Origin of the sequence: Algoriphagus resistens (genome assembly GCF_001442615.1) — a bacterium.
Classification (GTDB): Bacteria; Bacteroidota; Bacteroidia; order Cytophagales; family Cyclobacteriaceae; genus Algoriphagus; species Algoriphagus resistens.
In genome coordinates this window covers 195,709-219,688 of the sequence record NZ_LMXN01000008.1, presented here as the reverse complement: position 1 = coordinate 219,688, position 23,980 = coordinate 195,709, and the positions used below count along the sequence as shown (strand labels likewise).

General features: G+C 39.5%; 19 protein-coding genes and 1 pseudogene. 14 read left to right on the top strand and 6 right to left on the bottom strand.

Annotated elements, in window-relative coordinates; translation table 11 throughout:
- Positions 1-393: 393 nt before the first annotated feature.
- From AS141_RS15645 to AS141_RS15615, 7 genes are all read left to right on the top strand, one after another.
- Positions 394-933 carry an RNA polymerase sigma factor gene (locus tag AS141_RS15645; protein WP_057938610.1) on the top strand — a complete coding sequence of 180 codons (540 nt, stop codon included), beginning with the start codon at positions 394-396 and terminating at the stop codon, positions 931-933.
- A 127-nt stretch (positions 934-1,060) separates the two neighbouring features.
- On the top strand, positions 1,061-2,212 hold the full coding sequence (locus tag AS141_RS15640) for a FecR family protein (RefSeq protein WP_057938609.1): 1,152 nt from the start codon (positions 1,061-1,063) through the stop codon (positions 2,210-2,212).
- Between the two features lie 72 nt (positions 2,213-2,284).
- Positions 2,285-5,671, top strand: a complete 3,387-nt coding sequence (locus AS141_RS15635) for a SusC/RagA family TonB-linked outer membrane protein (protein WP_057938608.1) — start codon at positions 2,285-2,287, stop codon at positions 5,669-5,671.
- Between the two features lie 18 nt (positions 5,672-5,689).
- The gene (locus tag AS141_RS15630) at positions 5,690-7,330 is read left to right on the top strand and encodes a RagB/SusD family nutrient uptake outer membrane protein (protein ID WP_232424937.1); all 1,641 of its coding nucleotides are present in this window, start codon (positions 5,690-5,692) and stop codon (positions 7,328-7,330) included.
- Complete coding sequence (locus AS141_RS15625) at positions 7,330-9,426, top strand: sialate O-acetylesterase (RefSeq protein ID WP_057938606.1); 2,097 nt, start codon at positions 7,330-7,332, stop codon at positions 9,424-9,426. Before AS141_RS15630 ends, AS141_RS15625 begins: the two co-directional genes overlap by 1 nt.
- Positions 9,407-10,213: a DUF4886 domain-containing protein gene (locus AS141_RS15620; protein WP_057938605.1), complete on the top strand. Its 807-nt coding sequence runs from the start codon at positions 9,407-9,409 to the stop codon at positions 10,211-10,213. The genes AS141_RS15625 and AS141_RS15620 overlap by 20 nt, the downstream gene beginning before the upstream one ends.
- On the top strand, positions 10,203-11,672 hold the full coding sequence (locus AS141_RS15615) for an SLC13 family permease (protein ID WP_057938604.1): 1,470 nt from the start codon (positions 10,203-10,205) through the stop codon (positions 11,670-11,672). The genes AS141_RS15620 and AS141_RS15615 overlap by 11 nt, the downstream gene beginning before the upstream one ends.
- Positions 11,673-11,798: 126 nt before the next feature.
- Here the strand turns inward: AS141_RS15615 and AS141_RS15610 are convergent, their stop codons facing one another.
- The 4 genes from AS141_RS15610 to AS141_RS15595 all read right to left on the bottom strand — a co-directional run bounded on the left by AS141_RS15610 (position 11,799) and on the right by AS141_RS15595 (position 15,911).
- Positions 11,799-12,140, bottom strand: coding sequence for a hypothetical protein (locus AS141_RS15610; protein WP_057938603.1), 342 nt, complete (start codon positions 12,138-12,140; stop codon positions 11,799-11,801).
- An 81-nt stretch (positions 12,141-12,221) separates the two neighbouring features.
- Positions 12,222-14,015: a metallophosphoesterase gene (locus tag AS141_RS15605; protein ID WP_057938602.1), complete on the bottom strand. Its 1,794-nt coding sequence runs from the start codon at positions 14,013-14,015 to the stop codon at positions 12,222-12,224.
- Positions 14,016-14,072: 57 nt separating this feature from the next.
- Entirely contained in the window at positions 14,073-15,623 is a 1,551-nt protein-coding gene (locus tag AS141_RS15600) for a RagB/SusD family nutrient uptake outer membrane protein (RefSeq protein WP_082632322.1), read from the bottom strand.
- 18 nt (positions 15,624-15,641) lie between these two features.
- Positions 15,642-15,911, bottom strand: coding sequence for a hypothetical protein (locus AS141_RS15595; protein ID WP_057938601.1), 270 nt, complete (start codon positions 15,909-15,911; stop codon positions 15,642-15,644).
- Positions 15,912-16,103: 192 nt separating this feature from the next.
- Here AS141_RS15595 and AS141_RS15590 point away from each other — a divergent pair, with 192 nt between their 5' ends.
- On the top strand, positions 16,104-16,436 hold the full coding sequence (locus AS141_RS15590) for a hypothetical protein (protein ID WP_057938600.1): 333 nt from the start codon (positions 16,104-16,106) through the stop codon (positions 16,434-16,436).
- 134 nt (positions 16,437-16,570) lie between these two features.
- Here the strand turns inward: AS141_RS15590 and AS141_RS15585 are convergent, their stop codons facing one another.
- On the bottom strand, positions 16,571-16,750 hold the full coding sequence (locus AS141_RS15585; protein WP_057938599.1) for a hypothetical protein: 180 nt from the start codon (positions 16,748-16,750) through the stop codon (positions 16,571-16,573).
- A gap of 809 nt (positions 16,751-17,559) precedes the next feature.
- Here AS141_RS15585 and AS141_RS15580 point away from each other — a divergent pair.
- The 5 genes and pseudogenes from AS141_RS15580 to AS141_RS15560 form a co-directional block, all read left to right on the top strand.
- Positions 17,560-18,288, top strand: a pseudogene (locus tag AS141_RS15580) (NAD-dependent epimerase/dehydratase family protein); the annotation flags it as partial.
- Complete coding sequence (locus tag AS141_RS15575) at positions 18,264-18,938, top strand: IS3 family transposase (RefSeq protein WP_082632320.1); 675 nt, start codon at positions 18,264-18,266, stop codon at positions 18,936-18,938. The pseudogene AS141_RS15580 and the gene AS141_RS15575, both read left to right, overlap by 25 nt.
- A 128-nt stretch (positions 18,939-19,066) precedes the next feature.
- Positions 19,067-19,786, top strand: a complete 720-nt coding sequence (locus AS141_RS26875) for a putative quinol monooxygenase (RefSeq protein WP_057938597.1) — start codon at positions 19,067-19,069, stop codon at positions 19,784-19,786.
- Between the two features lie 76 nt (positions 19,787-19,862).
- Entirely contained in the window at positions 19,863-20,726 is an 864-nt protein-coding gene (locus AS141_RS15565; protein WP_057938596.1) for a helix-turn-helix domain-containing protein, read from the top strand.
- Positions 20,727-21,129: 403 nt separating this feature from the next.
- Complete coding sequence (locus AS141_RS15560) at positions 21,130-21,777, top strand: cation transporter (protein ID WP_057938595.1); 648 nt, start codon at positions 21,130-21,132, stop codon at positions 21,775-21,777.
- 1,087 nt (positions 21,778-22,864) lie between these two features.
- Here the strand turns inward: AS141_RS15560 and AS141_RS15550 are convergent.
- Complete coding sequence (locus tag AS141_RS15550) at positions 22,865-23,407, bottom strand: YciE/YciF ferroxidase family protein (RefSeq protein ID WP_082632326.1); 543 nt, start codon at positions 23,405-23,407, stop codon at positions 22,865-22,867.
- Here AS141_RS15550 and AS141_RS15545 point away from each other — a divergent pair.
- On the top strand, positions 23,358-23,918 hold the full coding sequence (locus AS141_RS15545; RefSeq protein ID WP_232424935.1) for a DUF4142 domain-containing protein: 561 nt from the start codon (positions 23,358-23,360) through the stop codon (positions 23,916-23,918). The two genes, AS141_RS15550 and AS141_RS15545, sit on opposite strands and share 50 nt — an antisense overlap.
- The last annotated feature ends 62 nt before the right edge of the window (positions 23,919-23,980 follow it).

The following is a 23,980-nucleotide window of genomic DNA, read 5'->3' as shown; positions in this document are numbered from 1 at the left end:
TATTGCCTTAGGATGCTGCATCGAGGGATAGATACGTAGGTGTAGAAGATTTAAAAGGGAAGATGAGAGAAGGCGAAAATCAAATCAATTGACAGGTTTTTTTTGATGGTGCGGATGAATTGGATTCTGATTCTCCTATTTGTGTAGCTAAGTGATCAAGACAATTGTCCTAGATGTGTTCAGCTTTTGATGTGATATTTGATGCTTTCATACAATGTCATGGTAGTAGAAATTTTGGAAGAGTCGATGTAACTTATTATGTTGTTTACTAAAGATAGCCCCCCTGTTTAGGCAATAACAATTTTAAGATTCTTTCGAGAGACTTTACTTATTGGATCCAAATCGAAATTTGCTTGGGGAGTATCTTCTAATTAATCCCAATTAATAACCGATTTGAAAGCTATTTTTCGAAAGACAGAAGAAGAGTTCAATGGGCTTTACCAAGTTTATTATCACGATTTGGTGAATTTTGCCTACAGCTATCTGATGGATAGTGATGAGGCTGAAGATCTTGTACAGAATCTATTTGTTCACTTTTGGGAAAACTTGGATCACTTGGAATTGAGGGATAGTTTAAAGTCCTACCTTTATTCAGCTGTAAAAAACCGGTGTTTGAATAAGTTGAAGTCAATTCAAGTATATGATCGGCATAAGGTACTCTACACAGAAGCAAAGTTAAATTTGATTTTTGGATCTGAAGAGTTGCAGAAAATGGACATGGAAGAGGAATTAAGTCAAGCACTTTCAAAACTTCCAGCACAGGTTAGACAAATTATTGAATTGAAATATTTTCAGGGAAAGAAGATATCTGAAATTGGTCAAGAGCTGAATATTTCAGAGAATTCTGTGAAAACTCAGCTTCAGCGTGGCAGACAGAAACTTAAGCAAGACCTTGATCCAAAGCTATTTTTATTTTTTCTAATTGGAATGTAAACTTTTTAAGCTATTTGCTTTATGGATTATTGGAAGAATGGCTTGTGTTTGAAATAATTTTTTGAATTATCGAAAAAAAGTAAAATTATCTGTCACCCCTTTTTAAACTCTTCCTGTCTTTAGAGTGATGAAAGACTTAGAAGGTATCGATTACATCCTAATTTGGAAAAAAGCCCATAACTGTATTAGTGCAGAAGAGGAGAAGGAGTTGACAGACTGGGTGAATGCATCCGAGGAGCATCAGTTGTATTATCAGAAGGCTCTTGCACATTATCCATCCCCAAGAAAACAAATCGAACCTAAATTGAACTCTAAGGAATTGCTCCAGAGTCGATTGGATTTCCATAAACCAAAATCCTCCCACCTTCTGAAGTATGCTGCTACAATTGTTGCTGTTTTGGTAGTGGGTGCTGTTTTTTGGATGATTTTAAATCAAGAGAACAACTCCTCTAGAATAGGGGATACGCAATTTGCCGAGCTTTCAGGGAAGTCGGGTCATGTTATACTATATACTGCAGGTGGTGAAGAAATTGATTTTAGAAAAGATTCCACCTACACATTTTTGGATCAAGATGGTCAAGTAGATGTTGCCGGAAAAAGTCTGTCTTATCAGGATAAGCAATCAATAGATGCCATTTCAAAACCAAATGTACTTCTGGTTCCTCGCGGTGAGTATTTTTCAGTTCAACTTTCAGATGGTTCCAAAGTCTGGCTCAACTCAGAGACAATTTTGAAATACCCTTCTGTTTTTAGTGGAGACCTAAGGGAGGTTGAGTTTACAGGTGAGGCTTATTTTGAAATAGCCAAAGATCCAAACAGGCCATTCGTTATTCATACTCAGGATCAAAAGATAGAGGTGCTGGGAACAGCTTTTAATGTCACCTCTTATAGTGATGAGGAAAAAATAGTAACTACACTGGTAGAAGGTAAAGTGGAGTTGGAAATGACATCAGGTGAGAAGGTCATTTTGGAGCCCAATGAGCAAAGTGTATTGTATAAATCAAACGGAATTATAAGCAAAAGTACTGTCAATGTTGAAAGCTATGTGAGCTGGAGGCATGGGGTCATGTATTTTGAGCAGCTGGAGCTGGAAGAATTACTTTCCAGAGTGTCAAGGTGGTATGATTTGGAAATCAGGTTTGAAAACCAAGAAATGAAGTCTAAGAAATTCACCGGAGAAATTGCACGATATGAAGAGGTTACCCAGTTTTTGGAAATGCTGGAAACTTCAGGGATTGTTGAATTTAAACTTGAAAAAAATGTGATTACTGTCAAATAAAAAAAGGAGTGCTCGCAACACTCCCTTGAGTTGTTTTTAAAATAAATGTTTAACCGATTACAATTAAAACTTATGTGTAAAAACATTACAATAATACCCAAAAAAAGCCAAAAAAAATACCTGTCGCTGTTCTTCTTGCTACTGCTTGTTTCAGTGATCCCGATGAAAGGGTTTGGCGCTTCGGTCCCGAGTCAAAAGTTCACAATGGACCTTCAGATGGAACAAGAGTCATTTGAAACAATCTTGAAGGAAATTAAGCGGAAAAGTAAATACAAGGTTCTGTATCCAAGTGACCTGTTTGATGGGCTTCCCAAAATGAGTATTGATGTCAAAGATGCCTCTATCAGTGATATCCTGAATGAATTAATTGTTCCATTTGGATTTGAATATGTATTAAAGGATCAAACGATCATATTTAAAGAGAAAGTTTTAATACCTGTGGCAAACCGGACTTCTGCTGCAGATCCAATCGATATAAGTGGAGTGATAGTAGATGATGTCGGTGAGCCGCTTCCCGGAGCTAATATTTTAATTAAAGGGACTTCAACAGGTACAGTGTCAGATATTAATGGGAAGTACACACTATCAGCACCGATTGATGCAGTTCTAGTAGTAAGCTTTTTGGGATTTGTAGCTAAGGAAATTCCAATAGAAGGACGTTCAGTAATAGATGTAGTCCTTCAGCCCGATGTTTCATCTTTGGAAGAGATTGTTGTTGTAGGTTACGGGGAAGTAAAAAAGAGTGATTTGACTGGGGCTGTTGGAATAGTAGATACCGATGGATTTGATAAGATGGCAGGAACATCTCCATTGAATGCTATGCAGGGACGAGCTGCTGGCGTAGTCATAAATAGTAATTCTGGACTTCCTGGATCTGGCTTTAATGTCACAGTCAGAGGCATTAATTCAATCAATACAGGAAATGGGGGAGGCTCTTCACCAATTTATGTAGTAGATGGAGTGATTACCAATTCCATCGATAACATAAGTCAGAATAACATTGAATCCATATCCATATTGAAAGATGCATCTGCATCAGCTATTTATGGAGCACGATCTGCAAATGGCGTAATTCTGGTAACTACAAAGAGAGGTACAGTAAATGTTGCACCTCAGATTACGTTCAATGCCTATGTGGGGCTTAGTAATGAGGGTAACCTACGGCATGAGCTATTAAATGCAGATCAATTTTTAGAGTTGTGGACGGAAGCTTATGAGAACTCGAACTTGCCTTTAGACTGGGATCAAAATGATCTCGCTTATTATGAAGGAGTCGATACCAACTGGAAAGACTTGATGCTCCAGCAGGGTTTTATTCAGTCTTATGATGTATCGGTTTCTGGAGGATCAGAAAAGTCCAATTATTTTGTAGCTGCAAATCTGGTGGACCAGGAGGGGATGGTCATCGGAACAGGCCAAAAGAAGTATACTTTTCAAATTAATACTGACCATAAAATCAGGGATTGGTTCAAGTTTGGAAATTCGCTAAACATCAGTTCTAATAAGATTTTGGGAGATCAGACATACTACCGAAAAGCTCTTACCAAGGTACCTCTAACGAGAAACAAGGAAGATGATGGGGACTGGGGTAAAATCTATGAGCCAAGTCTGGAGCATTTTTTTGTCAATCCCATTTGGGAGGCAGAAAATAGTAGTCAGGAGTCTGTTTGGAAAGGATTGCAAGGGAATCTCTACATTACAATTACTCCTGTCAAAAATCTTGAATTTACAGTTCGTGGCAATTTAAACTATGCTGGAAAAAAGCAATCTGACTTTGTGCCAGGAATTCCTCCTCAGTATGGTTGGGGTGGAACCAATGTCAATACGGTTTACAAAGAGTTTCAAGAAAATGTCTATTGGAGTAATGATTATTTGCTGCGGTATAAGCTTGATTTAGAGCAGCATCAGCTTAGTTTTTTAGCAGGGTACTCACGTGAAGAGAATTCATCTGAGGTTCTATATGGACAAAGAACGGGAACCATAAATAATGAAATCAGATACTTAGATGCTGGAGACCCTACCAGTCAGATCAATGGCAACAATTTTCGAGACTGGTCATTGGTTTCTATGTTCGGTAGGGTAAATTATTCCTTCCGCGACAAATTCCTTTTTACCGGAACTATCAGAAGAGATGGTACATCCAGGTTGACCAAGGAAAACCGATGGGGAGTATTCCCTTCCGGTTCAGTAGCTTGGAAGATTTCGGAGGAGTCCTTTTTGAATACCAGCTCATGGATCGATGAATTGAAGTTAAGAGCTAGCTACGGTACTCTGGGCAATGTCAATTCGATCGGGATATATGGCACTAGTGCTGCTTTGGAAGCTACAAGAGCTGTATCCAATAATCTTCCGGCTTTAGGATATACACTGACTTCAGCTATCAACCAAAATGTAACTTGGGAATCAGCTAAAAAAGCAAATGTTGGAGTGGATTTGACTACACACCAAGGAAGGTACTATACTACCATCGATTATTTTGTTGACAATACCTATGATATGTTGTTTGCTGAGCCTATTCCGAGGTCTTCCGGTTTATCTGGTTCTCCGGTAATCAATGGTGGAAATGTCAGAAACAAGGGGATAGAGTTGGTAGTTGGGGCAAGGGGCAGAAACTCATCCTGGTATTATGATGCAAGCTTGAATTTTTCCCATATCAAAAATGAAGTGATAGATCTGGCTGGTCGAGATGAAATTACCTTGGGAGCCAGTCGAATCAGTTACAAGCATCAAATTGGAGCTCCGGCACATTCTTTCTTCGGTTACAAGTCAAATGGTCTAATTCGGGAAGAATCAGAGTTAGAAATGTATAAGGGAGGGAGTTTCCCGACCAAAAAGGTGGGAGACATAGCTATAGTGGATATAAATGGCTATGATGCTGAAGGTAACTTAACAGGAGCACCAGATGGAAAAATCAATGAGGCAGATCGAACCCTAATCGGAAATAGGTACCCTAAATTTTTCTACGGAGGGGTGATTTCGGGTGGTTATAAAAGTTTCGGATTAGCTATTCAGCTTCAGGGATCTCATGGAGCAGATGAGTTTTTTGGTCCTGGACAATCAACGGATTTGTTTCAATTGATGACCAGTTTTGCTCAAAATGAAGATGTACGACTGATAGATCGGTATCATCCTACTAAAAATCCTGAGGGGAATTTCCCGCTTTTAAACAAGAATGGATCAGGAGGGAATGAACAGTTTTCGGACTTTTGGTTGGAGAATGCTTCTTATCTCAGGATTCAGAATGTCACATTTAGCTATGATCTTCCTCAAGGTCTCTTATCCAAAGCTAAAATCGAGAACCTCGGACTTTATCTAAGTGTGCAGAATGCCTACACTTTTACAAAAAACCATAATCCCGAGGTAGGAAATGCCACAGCTTCTGGTTCTGGAATGAATGCTACAGTGACTGGAGTTCCTGTTCCTAGAACTGTCTCTTTCGGTGTAAAAGCAGCTTTTTAAACCCAAAATTTAATTCACATGACTAAATCTATAAATTACATACAGCAATTATTTCTTCTTGTCATCATTTTACTGGTTACCAGTTGCAATGAAGATGAATTCTTGAACAAATATCCATTAGACCGTCCCAATTCAGCAAATTTCTTCGTAGGGGCGGAGTCGGCAAGGGCTGCAGTGAATGCCTGTTATGAGCCTTGGTTTAGAGGCAATGCCAATATGCTATATAGGGATTTTACTATTCACTTAGATGCTTTGACGGATGATAGTTATTGGAGACCAGTAAGGGCTGCATCAATAGCTTTGGAACAATGGAATATCACTCCAACTCATGAGAATGTCAAAAGTTGGTGGCGGTATCCCTATGTATCAATAAATGCTGCTAATTATGCGCTGGCGAATATCCCTTTGTCAACAGATGAGAACTTTACACCTACACTGCAAGCTCCCTATTTGGGTGAGGCTGCATTTTATAGGGCATATTCTTACCTTTTTTTGACCCAGTTTTATGGTGATGTTCCATTGTATTTGGATCTGGCGAGTACCTTTGATGATTTTCACCTGCCCAGAAGTCCAAAAAGTGAGGTGTTAAAGCAGGTAATAGATGACTTTACTTTTGCAAAGGAAAACCTGCAGTTAAAACCTATTTATCCTGGAGCACCTTCCAGAGTTATTGCAGCGGCGATGTTGGCAAAAGCATATCTGACAATTCAGGATTGGGAAAACGCTGAGCTTGCGGCCAGAGAGGCGATAGAGATAGCAGGTGCCTCCGGCAAACATCTGATGGATGATTTTGAAGCTATATGGGCGGATGAAAATGAGGGCGATAATAATCCGGAACTTCTTTGGTATTGGGGCTTTGTGGATAATGATGAATTTCATGGAGGCAATCATGCAGTTCAACGACTTGTACGTGATATGCCTCCCGAATTGAAAACTTCTATAGACGGAGACGGTTGGGGATATGCGCTGCCCCAAAGGGATTTATATGATGCATTTGAAGAAGGTGATCCAAGAAGAGATTACACAATCTACGCTCCTGGTGATAATTTTAAAGTGTACCCTGGAGAGAGTTTTTCATATGTTTATCATGAAATCGATGAAGTTGGCGATACCATTAAAACGAATGTTACCTATCAGACGGGAGACATGGTGAAATATGATCATCGTTGGTCTGAAAGTGGAATGAGTGTTCGCAAAATGACTAGAACAGTAAAGCATTTGGCAAATGTTAGGTGGTCTGGACAGGACGTCCCAGTTATGCGTATTGCTGAACTGTATTTGATTCTGGCAGAGGCTTTGGCTGAGCAGGGCAAAGCTGAAGCATTGGAATGGGTCAATAAAGTAAGAGCCAGACCATCAGTAGCAATGCCCCCTATTACAACTGGAGACTTGGTAGAAGTAGTCCGACATGAAAGAAGAGTTGAATTGGCTTTTGAAGGCGTTAGGATTTTTGATTTGATCCGTTGGGGAGAAATGGGGACTGTTTTTGGAGATGGGAGTAAAGTAAAGAGACACTTCTATGCAGATATTTTGCCGGAAGGATCAATGCTCAAATATGATAGTCCAATTGGGAATCTTAGTTTAGATCCACTTTTTCCTCTTCCGCAGGAAGAACTTGATAACAATTCGAATATCAATATCAATAATCCAGGCTGGTAATGGCTACTACTGATTTTCCTTCCTCTTCTTCTGAAGAGGAAGGAATCTTTATGCCTTTCTTAAATTTTGATTTTCAGTTTAACATGAAGGCAACTTTTATTGGCTTTGTTATTGGGATTTCCCTGCTTTTTGCATTTCAATCTGAAGGTAAGACACTAAGGGTGGCCCCTATATTTACAGACCATATGGTGCTGCAAAGAGATGTGGACGTGCCAATTTGGGGAATGGCTGAGCCGAAAGCTAAGTTGACAGTTTACTTTGGGGGCAATTCTTGGGAAACGGTAGCTGACAAGGGGGGAGCGTGGCAAATTATTTTGCCGCCTCATGTAAAAGGTGGGCCTTATAGCATAGTAGTGAGATCAGCTAAGTCCTCAATTGAGTTTCAAGATGTCTGGTTTGGCGATGTATGGCTATGTTCGGGTCAGTCCAATATGGAATGGACAGTGGAGAAATCCCATAATGCAGAGAGTGAGATTAAAGCTGCAAACTATCATTTCATAAGACTCTTCGAAGTACCTCACCAAATGGCTGCTAGTCCTGAAAAGGAATGGTCAGATAATCCGGTATGGAAAGCATGTACTCCAGAAACTGTTGCAGACTTCTCAGCAGTAGCCTATTTTTTTGGCCGGGAGTTGGTTCACGAGCTAGATGTTCCAATTGGTCTGATCAGCGCAAATTGGGGAGGGACAAATATTGAAGCTTGGAGCAGACATGAGATGTTGACGAAATTTCCTTTTATGGATGGAAAGATAGTCTCACGTGATAGTCTTGACCAGATCCTATCCACTCAGGAAAATCATGATGAAGAAGAAAAATGGAGGCTGTCCATGGATTCTCTTGATGTGGGAGAAAAAGCCAATTGGGAAAAAGGAGAAATACAATGGTCAAAAGCGAAATCTGTTGATCTGCCCGGTACGGTGGAATTTATGGGCTTTGAGCAAACTGATGGTGTGTTCTGGTTCAGAAAAGATTTCGTGCTTAATGAGGAACAAGCATCTGGACCAATAGAGATCTATCTAGGTAAAATAGATGATGAAGACAAGTCGTACCTGAATGGGGAATTGATAGGAGTAACCAGGCAAGCCACTGTAAACCGTAACTATTCGGTTCCAAAGGAAGTTCTACGTCCGGGTAAAAATGTATTGGTTGTCCGTGTCAAAGACCTCGGGTGGTCGGGAGGTTTTAAAGGTACTCCAGAGAATTTAGCAGTACATACTTCCGAGGGAACAATTGATTTGGCAAGTGAATGGCAGGTTTTAGTTGGCTCGGTTTCATTGCCTCCAATTCCCAAAGCTAAACATCCCAAAGATCTCCCAAGTACTTTATTCAATGGCATGATTAGTCCATTGATCCCTTTTAGCCTGAAAGGAATCATTTGGTATCAGGGAGAAGGAAATGCCTCTGAGGCTTTCAGTTATCGCTATTTATTTTCATCCATGATTCAAGACTGGAGAAAAGCTTGGAATCAAAAAGTGCTGCCTTTTTATTTTGTACAGCTCGCCAACTATAGACCTGTAAAAGCTCAGCCTACTGAAAGCTTGTGGGCAGAACTGAGAGAGTCACAATGGGAAGCATTGGATCTCCCGCGAACAAGAATGGCTGTGGCTATTGACTTGGGAGAAGCGGATAATATTCATCCTACCAACAAACAAGAAGTTGGCAGGCGCTTGGCTTTGCAAGCTTTTGAAGATTCTTATAGCAAGTCTTTAGCTGCCGATGGACCACTTTATACCAATCACGAGGTTTTGGAAAGTAGTATTAGAATTTGTTTTCAAACTAAAGGCATAACCTTGGTTTCTGGCAACAGTGAGACTTTAGCCGGCTTTACAATTGCTGGTGCAGATCAACTTTTTCATAGGGCCGAAGCCAGGATTGAATCTGATTCAACTGTAATTGTCAGTAGTCCAAATGTTACGAAGCCTGTTAGTGTTCGATATGCATGGGCAGATAATCCCGGAGAACTTAATCTGCTAGGAAGCAATGGCCTACCAGCGGCGCCATTTAGAACTGATCAATGGAAGCTTTCAAGTCAAAATCCTTTTAACAAGTTGAATTACAACAAAACGAATACTCAAAATGAAATTATACATCGGTAAATTTAGAGGTGTTTTTTTTGCCTTTCAGGTTTCAGTCTTTCTGCTGTTTCTGAGTTTGTTTTCTCATGCATCTACAGCCCAACAATCGGATAGTTTACGAGTACTTTTTATCGGGAATAGTTATACCTATTACTGGAATTTGCCCCAGGTTGTCAGTAAAATGGCCGAATCAAGAGGAGAGGTAGTTCTGTCCAAAAAATCCACTTTAGGAGGTTCATCACTCAAACAACATTGGAATTCCTATCGAGGATTGAAAAGTAGGAAAATGGTAGAAGATAGCTCTTGGGATATCGTGATACTTCAGAATCATAGTAGAAGTACCTTAGATTCCTTAGCTGATTTTATGAATTATGGGACAAAGTGGATTGATTGGATAAATAAGATGAATGCGGCTCCGATTCTTTATATGACATGGGCAAGGGAGTTTAACCCAATGATGCAAGATGCCATTGCAAATGGCTACGATTCTTTAGCAGGTCAATCCGGCGCAAAGTTGTCTCCGGTTGGACTAGTTTGGAAGCAAGCTAGAACACTGAGACCGGATTTAGATTTATTTGATTCAGATGGTAGTCACCCTTCTCCGATAGGGACTTACTTGACTGCCTGTGTATTGTATAGAACCATTACCGGGAATTCCGTCAAAGGATTGCCAGTTAGACTCACCGATATTGACAAGGGGGGCGAATCATTTTTTTTGATGGCACTTTCTGCTGAGGACGGAGAATTTATTCAAGATTTGGTAGATGCAATGATGGAGGAATGGGAAAAACAGGTGGATGAAAACTGATTTTACGCGGGTGATTTTGGGGCTAAGTGGTCCAATAACATTTGCAATTATCCAATGTTTGCCAGCGCCGGTGGGCTTAGAGAATGATGCACAAGCTGTACTTGCAATCACTGCTTGGATGGCTGTTTGGTGGGTAACAGAGGCGGTGCCTTTGGCTGTAACTTCTTTATTGCCCATCCTTTTGTTTCCATTGCTTCATGTCATGAAGTTGGATCAGGCTGTACAAGCCTATTCTCATAAGTATATATTTCTATATATGGGCGGATTTATGCTAGCCATTGCTATAGAGCGATGGAATCTGCATAAACGGATGGCTTTGATGATTATTTCAGGAATAGGGACCAATATTTCCAGTATAATCTTGGGGTTTATGCTTGCTACCGCAATCCTGTCAATGTGGATTTCGAATACAGCCACATCAGTGATGATGCTACCTATTGGAATGGCCATTGTCCAACAGTTTAATCAGGAGAAAAGTAATACTGGGTTGGCATTCGGAAAGGCTTTGATGTTGGCTATTGCATACAGCGCTTCGATTGGAGGTTTTGCGACTCTGATAGGTACTCCTCCTAATTTAGTGTTGGCAAGTGTGTTCGAACAGGTTTATGATATTCAGTTAAGTTTTTGGGATTGGATGAAGTTTGGGGTGCCTGTGTCTTTTAGCTTATTGTTTATTTGCTGGCTTTCCTTGACCAGGTTTGTTTTTGATTTTCGAGGGATCAAATTGGGTGATGGCAAGGAGGGAATAGCTAAGATGCTACACTCATTAGGGAATCTAAGTGCGGATGAAAAGGCTGTTATGTTGGTTTTCCTGCTCACTGCCTTCGGGTGGATTTGTAGATCTTACTTACAACAGTGGTTGCCAATGTTAGATGACGCACACATTGCGTTGTTTGGAGCAATTATTCTGTTTTTGATTCCCTCTAAATCTGAAAAAAGAGCTTTGCTCACTTGGGATGAGGCAGTCAAATTGCCTTGGGGAATAATTTTATTGTTTGGTGGAGGGATAGCGTTGGCTAGGGGCTTCGAAGTCTCTGGCATGTCAGATTGGATTGCGACAGGAATGAGTAGTGGGAGAGGTTTTTCTATTTTGATTGTCGTATTTATTCTTGTTTTGGGTATAAATTTTTTGACGGAGATCACTTCTAATTTAGCAACAACTGCAATGTTTTTGCCGGTATTGGCACCTATGGCGTATACATTGGACGTACACCCTTATTTACTGATGGTGCCAGTTGCTATGGCTGCCTCTTGTGCATTTATGCTTCCTGTTGCTACTCCCCCTAATGCTGTAGTGATGGGCTCAGGCTATCTGAAAATAAAAGATATGATGCGTGCAGGATTGTGGTTGAATCTGATTTCTGTTCTGATTATTACGATTTCCTGTTATTATTTATTGGAATTAGTTTGGGGTTTTGATCCATTAAGATTTCCTGTTGGTTTTCAGAAACCTGAATAGACACTTTGGATCATAAGTAGGGTTCTTGGGGTGAAATGTCTTGGATTTTCATAAACAGGTTGGCCTCGGGAAGTACGGATTTTCTTCCTTTTTAGCTAACCCAAATCTGAGTTTGATATATTAAGGTTACTTCTGGGGCTCCCTCTTTAAATAGGATCTTTTCAAAAAGCTTAAGCGTTCTTCGTATGATTTTAAATACCGACCCTTCATTTCTTCTCTTAAATAGCTTCGATTAAGTAAAGGCTTGATTTCTTTTATAGGTTTGGAAAACTCTTGAATGATCCGCTTCACTCTGTTTTCTAGGATTCCGATTTTCACCCCAAACTCATAGAAATCATCATACGCCAACAAACCCATCGCTTCATAGCTTTGGGTGTAATAATCGTTGGCAAATAGGCCATCCTTAAGTGCGAGTTCCGCATCTTTAACATGAAGTCTTGTATTTACCAGACCATATGCGGGGCTCAATTTTAAATTTCAGTAGAGGTTTGATAGAAAAAAGCTGTTCATGGTCGTGAACAGCTTCTTTTTTCAGATGTTGGGATGTATTTAGTCTTTTTCAGAAAACATAATTTTAGCAGGGTATGTGTAATTCACAAGTGAATTAGGACTTGCTACTTTTATTGTGGTTCCATCCATAAATTGGATTTCGTCACTGTTAAGGACTGCAGGTTGTAGTTTTCCTCCGGGAATGTAGTTGCCAGGAAGTGGAATTGAGTTGGGGCTGCCCAACTGAATAGGAGGATTGAAGTCTATAAACCATTCGCCTGTTGAAGGTCTGTACTGGGCCATCTCTGCTTTTCCATCTCCATCATAGTCGCCAGGCACAGGGATGTCGCCAGGAATGTGGGGAATCTGAAGTGGTATGTTTCCCAATGTCGTCTGCCAAAGAGAATTGTCTGTTCGAAATATGCCAACATCCAGCATTCCATCTCCATCATAATCTGCAGGGACTGGAATTCCTTTAGGGTGTCCGAATACAATACTATCAAGTTGGTCAAAATACCAAGTTCGATTAGATGGTCGATACACAGCTGCTTCAGCAAATCCATCTCCGTCATAATCTCCGGAAACCGGAATATCTCCCTCGGATCCAAGTTTAATTATACTTCCGTCCCAAAGTAAAAACATTCCTTCAGAGGGCCTGAATACAGCTGCTTCTGTTTTACCATCCCCATTATAGTCAGCAGGTGAAGGGATGTCTCCATCTTGCCCAAGTATCAACTCATTGGTGTCATTAATCGTCCATTTGCCAGCATCAAAGGTTACCATATCAGTGAGTTGGTCGTTGTCAAAATCCAATGTTCTAGCTACTGTAGTATGGTTTTTCCATGGGAAGAAAAAGTCACTGTCTGCATCAGTTTCCACTTCACCAGTGTAAGGAGAAAATGTAGTACAATGAACCAAGTCCGTGGATCTGGTGAATTTCATTAAACGCATTAATCCATGGCCACCGTTTTCCCTGCTCTGATAATCAGTCAGAATTGATCGGATAATGTTGCCGGAATATCCATCTTGTCGTAAAGCTTCTCCATTATCTCCGACATGACCTGATAGTAAGAGTCTAACATTTGGATGATTTTTGAGTTCATCAAATATTCGTTGACCCTGTTTCATAAATCGTGGAAAGCCTTTTTTATTCGTGCCTGGTGTTTGATTGAGATGAATAATTGAATGACTGACCAAAATGGCTTCATGATCATCATACTTTTCCAATAAATTGATCGCCCATTTATTCAATGGCTCAATGTCTTCATCATAGCTGTCATATTCAAAATAGATAACTATGAATTTATTTCCAGCCGCCTCAAAAAGGTCATAGGGGCTATCATTGTTATTACGATAATGACCGCCATACCAAGGTTTATCTTTGAAGTGATCAATCCCAAAGTAATGATTGTATTGAGCTGTTATTCCTGTTAAGGGATATTGACTTTTAGTCTGGTCATGATTGCCAACCGCTAGTCCGTATGGAACTCCATGAGGATAATTTGGTTGTGCTGTTTCCAGTTGATACATAGCGTTGGAGGCATTTACCCATTCCTTGGGATGGATTTCTCCATGGTCAGTGATATCTCCCAGATGGATGACATAAGCGATTTTTTCTTTTGCTGCATTGTCTCTAATCCATGCGGTTTGAGCCATAAACATGGAATTATCTGCTCCTTTTGATTCTGCAGTATAATATTGCGTGTCTGGCAAAATTGCTATGGAAAATTCATCACTATCCTTGTATTGCGTGGATTGAGAAAACAATTGAAAAGGCGCAATAGCAAATAGTAAGGCAAACGTTGATTTTAATACCCCGCGTAGTTTTTTTTGGGGGATATATGTTATTGTCATGATGCTGAATTGGTTTTATAAAGCCCGACATTTTATTGCCGGGCTTTGTTTGAGTTTTTAGTATCCTGCGTTTTGAGTAAGGTCAGGATTAAGATCTATTTCACTTTTTGGGATGGGAAACAAAAGGCGGTTTTGATCAATTTGGTAGGTTTCAGCAGTTAGGTAATCATGCCGTTCTTTTTGCTTTGCTCCAAAATCAGACATGACTATAATTGCTTCTCCAGTCCGAACCAAATCATGCCATCTATGATTTTCAAATGCCAACTCTACTTGTCTTTCGTGTAGAATTGCCAGTCTCAGTTCGGCTTGATCGGTAGTTGTAACTGGTTTAACTCCTTCTCCAAAAGCACGGTCACGAACTTCATTGATGTAGGAAAGTGCCTCTGCTGATTTTCCTTGTTCGTTAAGTGCCTCTGCCAAAGAAAGTAATGCATCAGAATACCTAAAGATTGGCCAATTACTATCAGTATTATTAGGTAGGGAATGCGGAGTTACATACTTTTTTATGTATGGAACTCCAATTTTCCCCTCTTCAGGTGTGTAGTCCAAAATGCTTTTGTTTTCGGAAATTGTGAAATAGTTGCTGGCATCATATGTTCCTTCTGCAATTCCAATTGATGCGTCCAACCTTGAATCTCCTTCTTCAAAGGAGGCGATCAATTCCGGTGTAGGGGTATTCCAACCTCCTCCTCCGGAGTTGTTGGTGGCAACACCTGTTATTAGCGAAGTGTTGAGAGATCGGGGTAAAAAACTATAGATGAGGCTGTTTTGTTGGCCTCCTTGATCTCCTTGTTTGAACTGTATTTCAAAGATGGATTCTTTGCTGTTTTTATACTCCAGAGCAAAAACATCTTCATAGTTTTCCAATAGGCCATAACCCATGGATTGAAGATTTTTTAGTAACTCTTCTGCTTTCTGGTAATTCTTTAACCTGAGATGAACTCTGGCCAACAGCATAGTAGCAGCTCCTTTGGTAGCTCGTCCACTTTGCGGAAATCCAGATGGAGCAGCAAGCATGGAAATGGCTTCTTCTGCATCCTGAATAATAAGATTATAGACATCTTGTGTGGATGATCGAGGAAGGAAAGCACCTTCAGTAGATGTGACCTCGTGAAGATAAAGTGGAACATCTCCAAAGTATCTGACCAAATTGAAGTAATTCAGCGCCCTTATAAATTTAGCTTGGCCAATAATATCCATACTTGCTTCCTCAGAGAGACTTGCAGACTCGATTCTGTCCAGAACGATATTTGATCTAGATATTCCCTTATAGCAATGGAAATACACTGCATTGGAATAGGAGTTGAACTCGTCATCATTAAAATCGGCGATTGACCTTCTGAAAATGTAGGCAGTACCGAAGTTGATATCAGAATATTCATAATGAGTATTATCAGATCTCATTTCACCTGTGAAAAAATCATTCACCAATAAGTCCCGAAATGGGGTATAAGCAGCATTGACTGCTTGATAAAATTGATCTTCCGTTTGAAAGAAAGAATTGGCAGACTGTTGATCTTCTGGAGAAAGGTCAATAAAGCCTTCATCGCAGGAAAACATGGTGCAACCCGCAAAGATCAATAGCAGTAGTTTATTTTTGATTTTCATTTGTTTTGACTTTAGGGATTATTTAAAAGTTGCATTGATACCAATGGCAAATACTCTAGGGACTGGGTATCCATTTTCATCAATACCGACTCCTTTGGTAGGGTCCATACCACCCACATTGATTTCTGGATTCATTCCAGTATATCCGGTCAGGACCAAAGCATTTTGGACCGAACCATAAACCCGAAGCTGATTTAAAACAGATTTTTTCTGAAATAGGAAGTTATAACCTAGTGAGATGTTGTTTACTGTCAGGTAGGTTCCATCTTCAACCCATTGTGAGTTCACAGAGAGTATTAATAAGAATGTAATATAAATAACAAGACAGAGCCGTCATCCATTTTTTGAATGAATTCGAGATAGAATATCTCCCTTTTATTAATGAAGATACATATAGTATCTCATGTACCATCATGGCACATATAACTTGTTTCATGTACCAAATATCTTGTTTTTGTTTCATGTATTTATTCCTATGAAATGTATCGACCTCTCCATGATTTGTCCCATTTACTCCCTCCGGAGGAAAACGTGGAGGTCGTCAAAATCCTCAAACAGGAAAGTAAGGCTGCTGTTGCCGTTGCTGAGCTAAAGGGATTGGCCAGTATCTTATTCAATACAGGGGATTTTTTGGAAATGGGAGGGAATGTGAAGGAATTTCAGTGTTTCCACAGAATTATCGGGAGTGTTAGCTCTTTAATGTCCTCCTTTGATTCATTTACTCTTTTTAACCATGTATTTCACATGCCCTATTCCGGTTTTACCCAATTGTATGCACAAAGGCCGGATGGCCTGTCAGTTTCAAAAAATTGAGGAATTAAGCAGAATTTTCTAAAATCAGGGTTTTCTACGGACTACCTCCCGGTTTTTGAATTTTAATATTCCATCGACTTTAACCTCGAAATCGTGAAGTAGATATTAAGGTGAGAGGGGATTTAATTGGGAACCTAGAGATTGAGATTAATAAACTCAATCGCCTTCTCGAGTATTTCATCCTTGCCAGCCGCGATTCCTTCAATAGTTGGATTTGCTTCGATGTCAATTTTTACCCCTTTTCTTTGCGTTTCAGTTCCATCAGGATAAAAAATTCCAATACCGCTGATACCCGTTCTGTATCCATCCACCATTTTAAAAGAGGCTAGTCATGGGGTAAGGTTTTATAGGTTATTGGGGGATCATCCTCTACAGGAAATGCTTTCTTAATTCACTTTCACTATTGTTTTGGGGTTTAACCAACCGGATCAATCAAAAGATGTTGGTACGAATTTACAATTTAATTCAGTCCATATAAGTCCCCAAAATACTTGAGGAAGTAGGAGGAAAGCCATGGCGTCCAGTTTTCCCAATAACCTTGGGAAAGGACAAGAGCAGAGTAGCAAGGAAGAGTCATTAAGTCGAATGCCTTTACTTGATGCGACATGCATTTCTGTAGGATCTATAGCAGCTTAGTTTCAGGGCCAAAATGTTATTAGCTCAAAATTTTCCGGACTCATAGTTCTAACCGCTCTTTAGTTTTTACCTGTAAAGCGTATCTTCCTGATTTCCCAACAGAAAGTGTAAGGGATGTAACATGATGTGTATGCCTTTATCCAATAGAAGCAACACTGATATTATTGATTTTTGACATATTGGTTTTTTATTTTAAAGTATGTTCTAGCGGTATAGCGGTTGATTATGGGCAGATCAGGTGTACTCCCTAAGAATCTGAAGCAATTTCATTCCTCATTATCATTTGGTTGTTTCTGAAGCTGTAGAAGGAATGGGGTTTGTGAAGATGATGTTGCCGCCTTATTGTTTAGCGCCAAAGAACAGCAAAAAACATGATGTGCTTAAATCCCTGAGCTGTAACTGGGATGTTGATGAATTTTGTCTTTCAGCATTGAAGTGGCTACAAAGTGAGGTGCCTTGAAGTTTTATTAACTAAAACAACTAGATCATGAAACGTATTTTAGTAACTGGAGATGCCGGTTTCTTAGGCTCTCATTTATGCAAACGATTACTGGATGACAACAATGAAGTGCTGTGCGTGGATAATTTCTTTACGGGAAGGAGGCAGAACATACACGAACTGCTGGATTATAGGAATTTTGAGTTCATGCGGCATGATATCACACTCCCATTGTTTGTGGAAGTCGATGAAATCTACAATTTAGCATGTCCTGCAAGTCCAATCCACTATCAGCTTGATCCGGTTCAGACAGTAAAAACTTCAGTACTGGGAGTTATAAATATGCTGGGTTTGGCCAAAAGATTAAAAGTTAAAATTCTGCAAGCCAGTACGTCTGAAATATATGGAGACCCCTCTCTTCATCCACAGCCTGAATCCTATTGGGGAAACGTAAATCCAATCGGACCCAGAGCCTGTTATGATGAAGGAAAGCGATGTGCTGAGACACTCTTGTTTGATTATCATAGACAGCATGATATAGCTATTAAAGTGCTGAGGATCTTTAATACCTATGGCCCAAATATGCAACCAAATGATGGAAGAGTGGTAAGCAATTTTATTTTACAGGCGCTGAACGACCAGCCGTTGACTATCTATGGAGATGGTTCGCAAACCCGAAGCTTTTGCTATGTGGATGATCTATTGGAAGGGATGCAAAGATTGATGGGCACCGGCTTAGAAAGTTACAGTACATGTGGAATCACAAACGAGTTTACAGAATATACACCACCATGCGATTAAATCTGCGCAACAAGCGCAAGAAACGTCTCCCTGCCCGCGTAAAAGCACCATTGTTGTGTCCTGTCGGCCCAAACATCACCTGGAGCCTTGATTTCATGCACGATACGCTTGCAAGTGGCAAGACGATCCGTACACTGAATGTTATCGATGATTTCAGCCGAGAGGCTCTTTCCATTACAGTGGACACGAGTCTGCCTGCGCAACGGGTGATCCGTGAACTGGAAAAGTTACTGGAATGGCGTGGCAAACCCGACAAGATCCGTTCGGACAACGGCCCCGAGTTTGTTGCCGAATCCATGCGGGCGTGGTGTGAGAAAAATGCCATCCAATGGGAGTTTATCCAACCGGGCAAGCCGACACAGAACAGTTTGATCGAACGGTTCAACAGAACGTTCAGACAGGATGTGCTGGATAGTTATATGTTTGACAGCCTGCCCGAGATAAGAAAATATGCAGAGGCATGGGCATGGATGTACAATAATGAAAGGCCTCATTCCTCTTTAGGACAGTTAACGCCGACAGAGTTCCTGTTGAAATATGGAAAACTCTCCGATTTTCCCACATTCCAACAGGATAGCAATAGCAAATCTGATTGGAATTCTTTAGTTTTAGATGTAGCTAGCTAAGGGAAGATTACAACTGGATTCAATAGTATTGCTTTTTTTGAAAATTGTCCATGCGTTAGTAATAAACATCCATTCCATAGTCTTTTGTTTCGTCTCAAATTTGCACTGTAACAAATAAACAAGAAACGATGAAAACTAAAGTTCCATTAAAATTAGCATTCCTAGTTTTTCTACTAGGATTTACAATTCAAACATTTTCAAAATCTAAAAACACAAACATTATGAACAGTACAAAAAAAGAAACTATCGGATTATTAGTAATTATGAAAGCAAAAACAGGAAAAGAACAAGACGTCAAAAACTTCTTACTTGGTGGATTAGCATTAGTAAATCAAGAACCTCAAACAGTATCTTGGTTTGCCTTTCAAATAGATAATAATACTTTTGGTATTTATGATACTTTTGAAGTAGAAGAAGGAAGACAAGCACATTTAACAGGCGAAGTTGCGAAGGCATTATTAGCAAATGCAGGTGATTTATTAGAGAACTTTGATCCTAGCACAGATATTCAAGCAGTAGATGTATTAGCATCTAATCATAAATCCGGATTGCAAAACAAGGGTTTGCTTGTTATTATGAAATCTAAAGAAGCAAAGACAACAGATGTTGAAAACTTCCTTAATGTCGGCAAACAATTAGTTGGTGACGAGCCAAAAACTTTATCTTGGTATGCTATAAAAATAGATGCTACTACATATGCAATCTTTGATACTTTTGCAGATGATTCTGGTAGAGATACACATTTAACAGGGAAAGTTGCAGCAGCACTTATGGAAAATGCGCCTGTTCTTTTAGATGGTTTTGAAGCATCAGCAATTCAAAAAATAGACATCATAGCTTCGAAATAATTGTTATCTTTAGAAAGGAGTGTAACAAACACTCCTTTCTTTTTAATACGTAACATTAAAGAAGAAATAGACTCTTATGGCTCAAATTATTATTGATAAGCAAAATGGTGAACTGGCATTTAGACTAGAAAGGTTTGAAAATCTTAATCAATTTGACCATTTACAGCGAAAAAATTATTATTCTATTATTTTACTAAAAGGAAACAATTACAAGTTAAATGTAGATGTTTCTAATTATGAATTACAAGGCAACCAAATGATTTGCTTGTCACCTTATCAACCATTTATGATTTCTTCTGAAGAGTCTTGTTTAGGCTGGTTATTAAATTTTCACCCTGACTTTTTTTGCACATATCGATATCAAAATGAAATTGAAACAGAGGGCATTCTTTTTAACAACTTTCATGGATTACCACATTTTAAAATTTCTGAAGAAGCGTTGTTTTTTAACCTTATAGATCAAATTTCAAAAGAAATGGATAGAGATTCTATTGCTCAGCATGAGGTTCTTGTGGCTTTTTTAAAGGTGTTTTTAATAGAAGCTGTGAGACAAAAAAAACAATCCAATAAAGATATAGTGCCAAAATTTTCTGATGATCAATCTGAAATATTACAAAATTTAGTAGATTCTATTGAGAAGAATTATTCTAAGTTACACTCTCCGAAAGATTATGCAGATGTTGTATGTGTTAGCACTAAAACATTGGCTGGAATTGTGAAAAAATATTTACAGCAAACACCTAGTTCGTTAATTTCTAATAGAATTATTATAGAGGCTAAACGCGAACTATATTTAACCTCAAAACCTTTGAAACAAATCGCAGCTAATCTTGGGTATGACGATGAATTTTATTTTAGTAGGTTTTTCAAGAAGAAAGTAGGTGTTTCTCCCGATAATTATAGAAAGACAGTAGGTTTTGCTAAACTAGAAAAATTATGATTGTCAGTATGTCTTAAGTTGCACATAACTTATATATATACGCAATAGAATTAGGGGAAGATTACAAAATGTCTTAATAGTTCATTAGACTCCATAAAAGTTACCGGGGGTAAATCTGGAAGGTCATTATAGGGAATGTCTTTATTATATGCCATATGTCGAAACTTTATCAGAATTTCATCTTTATCATTTACTTATGTCGATTGACTCATCATGAAATAATATTCATGTCGAAAATACGGATATATTTCAACATATAAATATTTTCATGTCGAAATAAATACAGGAGGAGAAGTGTAATGTCGAAAGATTTTTATTTTTTCATCATCACTTGATGTCTGTAGGATTCTTTTCTTATCTTTGAAATAAGAAGTTCTTTGTCGAATTAGATCAAATCAAATCATTGTTTTCTATTGGATGCTTTTTGGCAATAGATTCTACCCTTACATTGATTAAAATGGAAAGGTCTACCGTCGGTACGGTCTTCATTTTTGACAGGCAAATATGGTTGGGATGGATCATGATTTTGGCCCTTTGTTACAGCGCTTTTCCCGCTATGGTTTTGGGTTTCAAAAAACTGCCGTTGGCAAAAAGACTTCACAACAAGATCCTGTATACGGATGCGGATACCCAGAAGGCTGATTATCAGACCGCATTTGCAGCAATAGCAGGTATAATAGGGATCGGCTTGGGGTGGTGGTGGATGGATTCCCTGGCAGCCTTGTTTATTTCCGCTGCTGTGATCAAAGACGGGTTCAAAAACCTGAAGAATTCCATCTTGGATTTAATGGATAGGACTCCAATGGATGTAACCAGTACAAGTCCCGACCCACTCGTGGATGAAATCAGAAAGAGAGTTTTGGAATATCCCTGGGTGGCCGATGCCATGGTAAGGTTTAGGGAGCAGGGACAGGTTTATTTCGGGGAAGTTTACATAATAGTCAATACAACGCCTGACCAGGAAGCTCCCTTGGAAAAGGCAAAGGAGGAGCTTCAAAACATCCATTGGAAAATTCATGATCTTACAATAATGCCTGTATCAAAATTCTGAATTTATGCCCTACTATTGGCTTAAAACAGAGTAGGTAAACAGAAAGATGGGTTATAAAATGGCACGGCAAAAGATAATGTTTTTGGGCGCTATGTTCGCTTTTGGAGTAAAAAAAACGACTACTTCCAATGGCTGTCTTGTCTTCGAAAGGGCATATTCATCAATCCATGGTTGGAGTGATTTGTCTGTTGGCATTCCTGCATATTTGAGATGAAACGGCAGGATTACTTCATGGAATTTGAACAATCCTACTGCTAGAAGAATACGGAGGAAAACCTTTCCCTGCTTGAGGGGATATGATCTCTTATTGATACTTTTTCGATACTTCCTACCCTTGGGTAATGGTTGTGGATATTCCAACGCTATTTCTGAAACCGCTAAATTTAACTTCAAGATGATACTAAATAAGGATATAAGCTCGCCCTAATTATTTAATCTCTTTATGAATTTCAAACATTATGATAGGGTAGTATTTTGCCATTTGAGGTGGTATTTTATGTGCCAAAGCCGCATCATCTGATAAGTCGGATGTCCTGGTAGAGAATCTTATTGGCTTTTGGGATGGGCAGGAGTTTACGGACGAACTTTCAGAAGTCAATCCACCACTGCATTTTACAGTCCCGTGTGCCTAGGATGCCTTAGGTATTGGCAACGTATTTTCCTAATGCGTAACTATACCTCTGGTTGGTTTTTATTGAGCCTCATTCAGCTCATTTTTGCATCATCTGAAATTTGATGCCATTTTAGGGTTGCATGGACGAGTTATCCCTGTGCAAAGACCCCAACCCATGATAGAACAGGAACAATTTCTTCTATCTTATACATGTAGTCTTTACAGATGTTAAGCCACTATATGATTCCAAGCGAAGATTATATGCCAAGGTGTTTTGTTTTCTTAGTTCTGTGGATGAAAAGCACTTTGCCACAGCTTCGAATAGGATCAGATAATCATATTTGGTTTTACGTGCAATCAGGTTAAAGTAGATCTATGAAAATTGGGGCTGTTCCAAAGAACAACCCCAGAGTGAGAAACAAATAATATTTCCCATTTCAACACTTGAAAAAACGCCCTATATAAGTCAATTACTTATTCTGATGATGCCTCTTCATTGATTTCTGATTCTGCAAGCTTGGTTAGAAGAGCATCTGTTTTTTTCTCCTCATCCAGGGTCTTGGACAGAATTTTTTCAGCCTCAGAAAGTCCCATTAATTTTGCAACCGAAACCAATGACCCATAAGAGGCAATTTCATAATGTTCCACTTTTTGGCTGGCAATGATTATTCCTGCATCACGCTTTATGGTATCCGAGTCAGTATCCTCAAGGATACTCTGGGCTTCTTCTATCAAGCCTTCCATGGCATCACACTTTTTCGCCTGTGGTTTTAGATCGAGAATTTCAAAGACTTCTTCCAATCTGTTCACGTGTTCTTTTGTCTGTTCAAGGTGTGTATCAATAGCTTTTTTAAGCTTGGAGGATGTTGCCCCTTTGCTCATCTTGGGCAATGCCTTCACCAGGTGTTTTTCCGCCCAATAGATGTCTTTGATCTCGTCTATAAAGAGCTTTTTAAATTTTGAGTCTTTGGTTTTTTTTATGGCCGTAGCCTGTGACGGGGGAAATACCGGAAACAAGGATTCCGAGATAGACGATGATATGGAAGAGGAAAAAACCTTTGCGGTTGAGGCATCCTATTCCAACCTGGCTGAAATCAAAATGGGTGAACTTGCCCAGTCCAAGGCGGCTTCCGAGACTGTAGCTCAGTTTGCTGGAACCATGGTAAAGGAACACACAACAGCTTTACGGGAGCTTAGGGCAATTTCAGAAGAGCAGGATATAGCTATTCCCGATACGTTGAAGATGGAGCACAAGCGTATCCAGGATGAAATTTCAGCTTTGGAAGGCGAAGCTTTTGACAGTGCATACATGCATCAACAAGTCCAGGCCCATCAGCAGGCCCAGCAGTTGTTCCAAAATGGAATAAATGAGGATGCCAATCCCAGCTTTTTAAATTATGCAAGGACTACGCTTGAGCATATCAATGCCCACCTGGTCAGGGCAGAAGAAATTGTAGGTGCAGAAAATACCGCGGGAAAAGATGGCAGACCTGCAACTGAAAACGATCCAGTAGATAAGCCTGAGTAAGGTATGTTGGTTTTTATTCAACAGTTTAGATTCAGTGAAAAGGGAAATCTGATCTTGGCAAT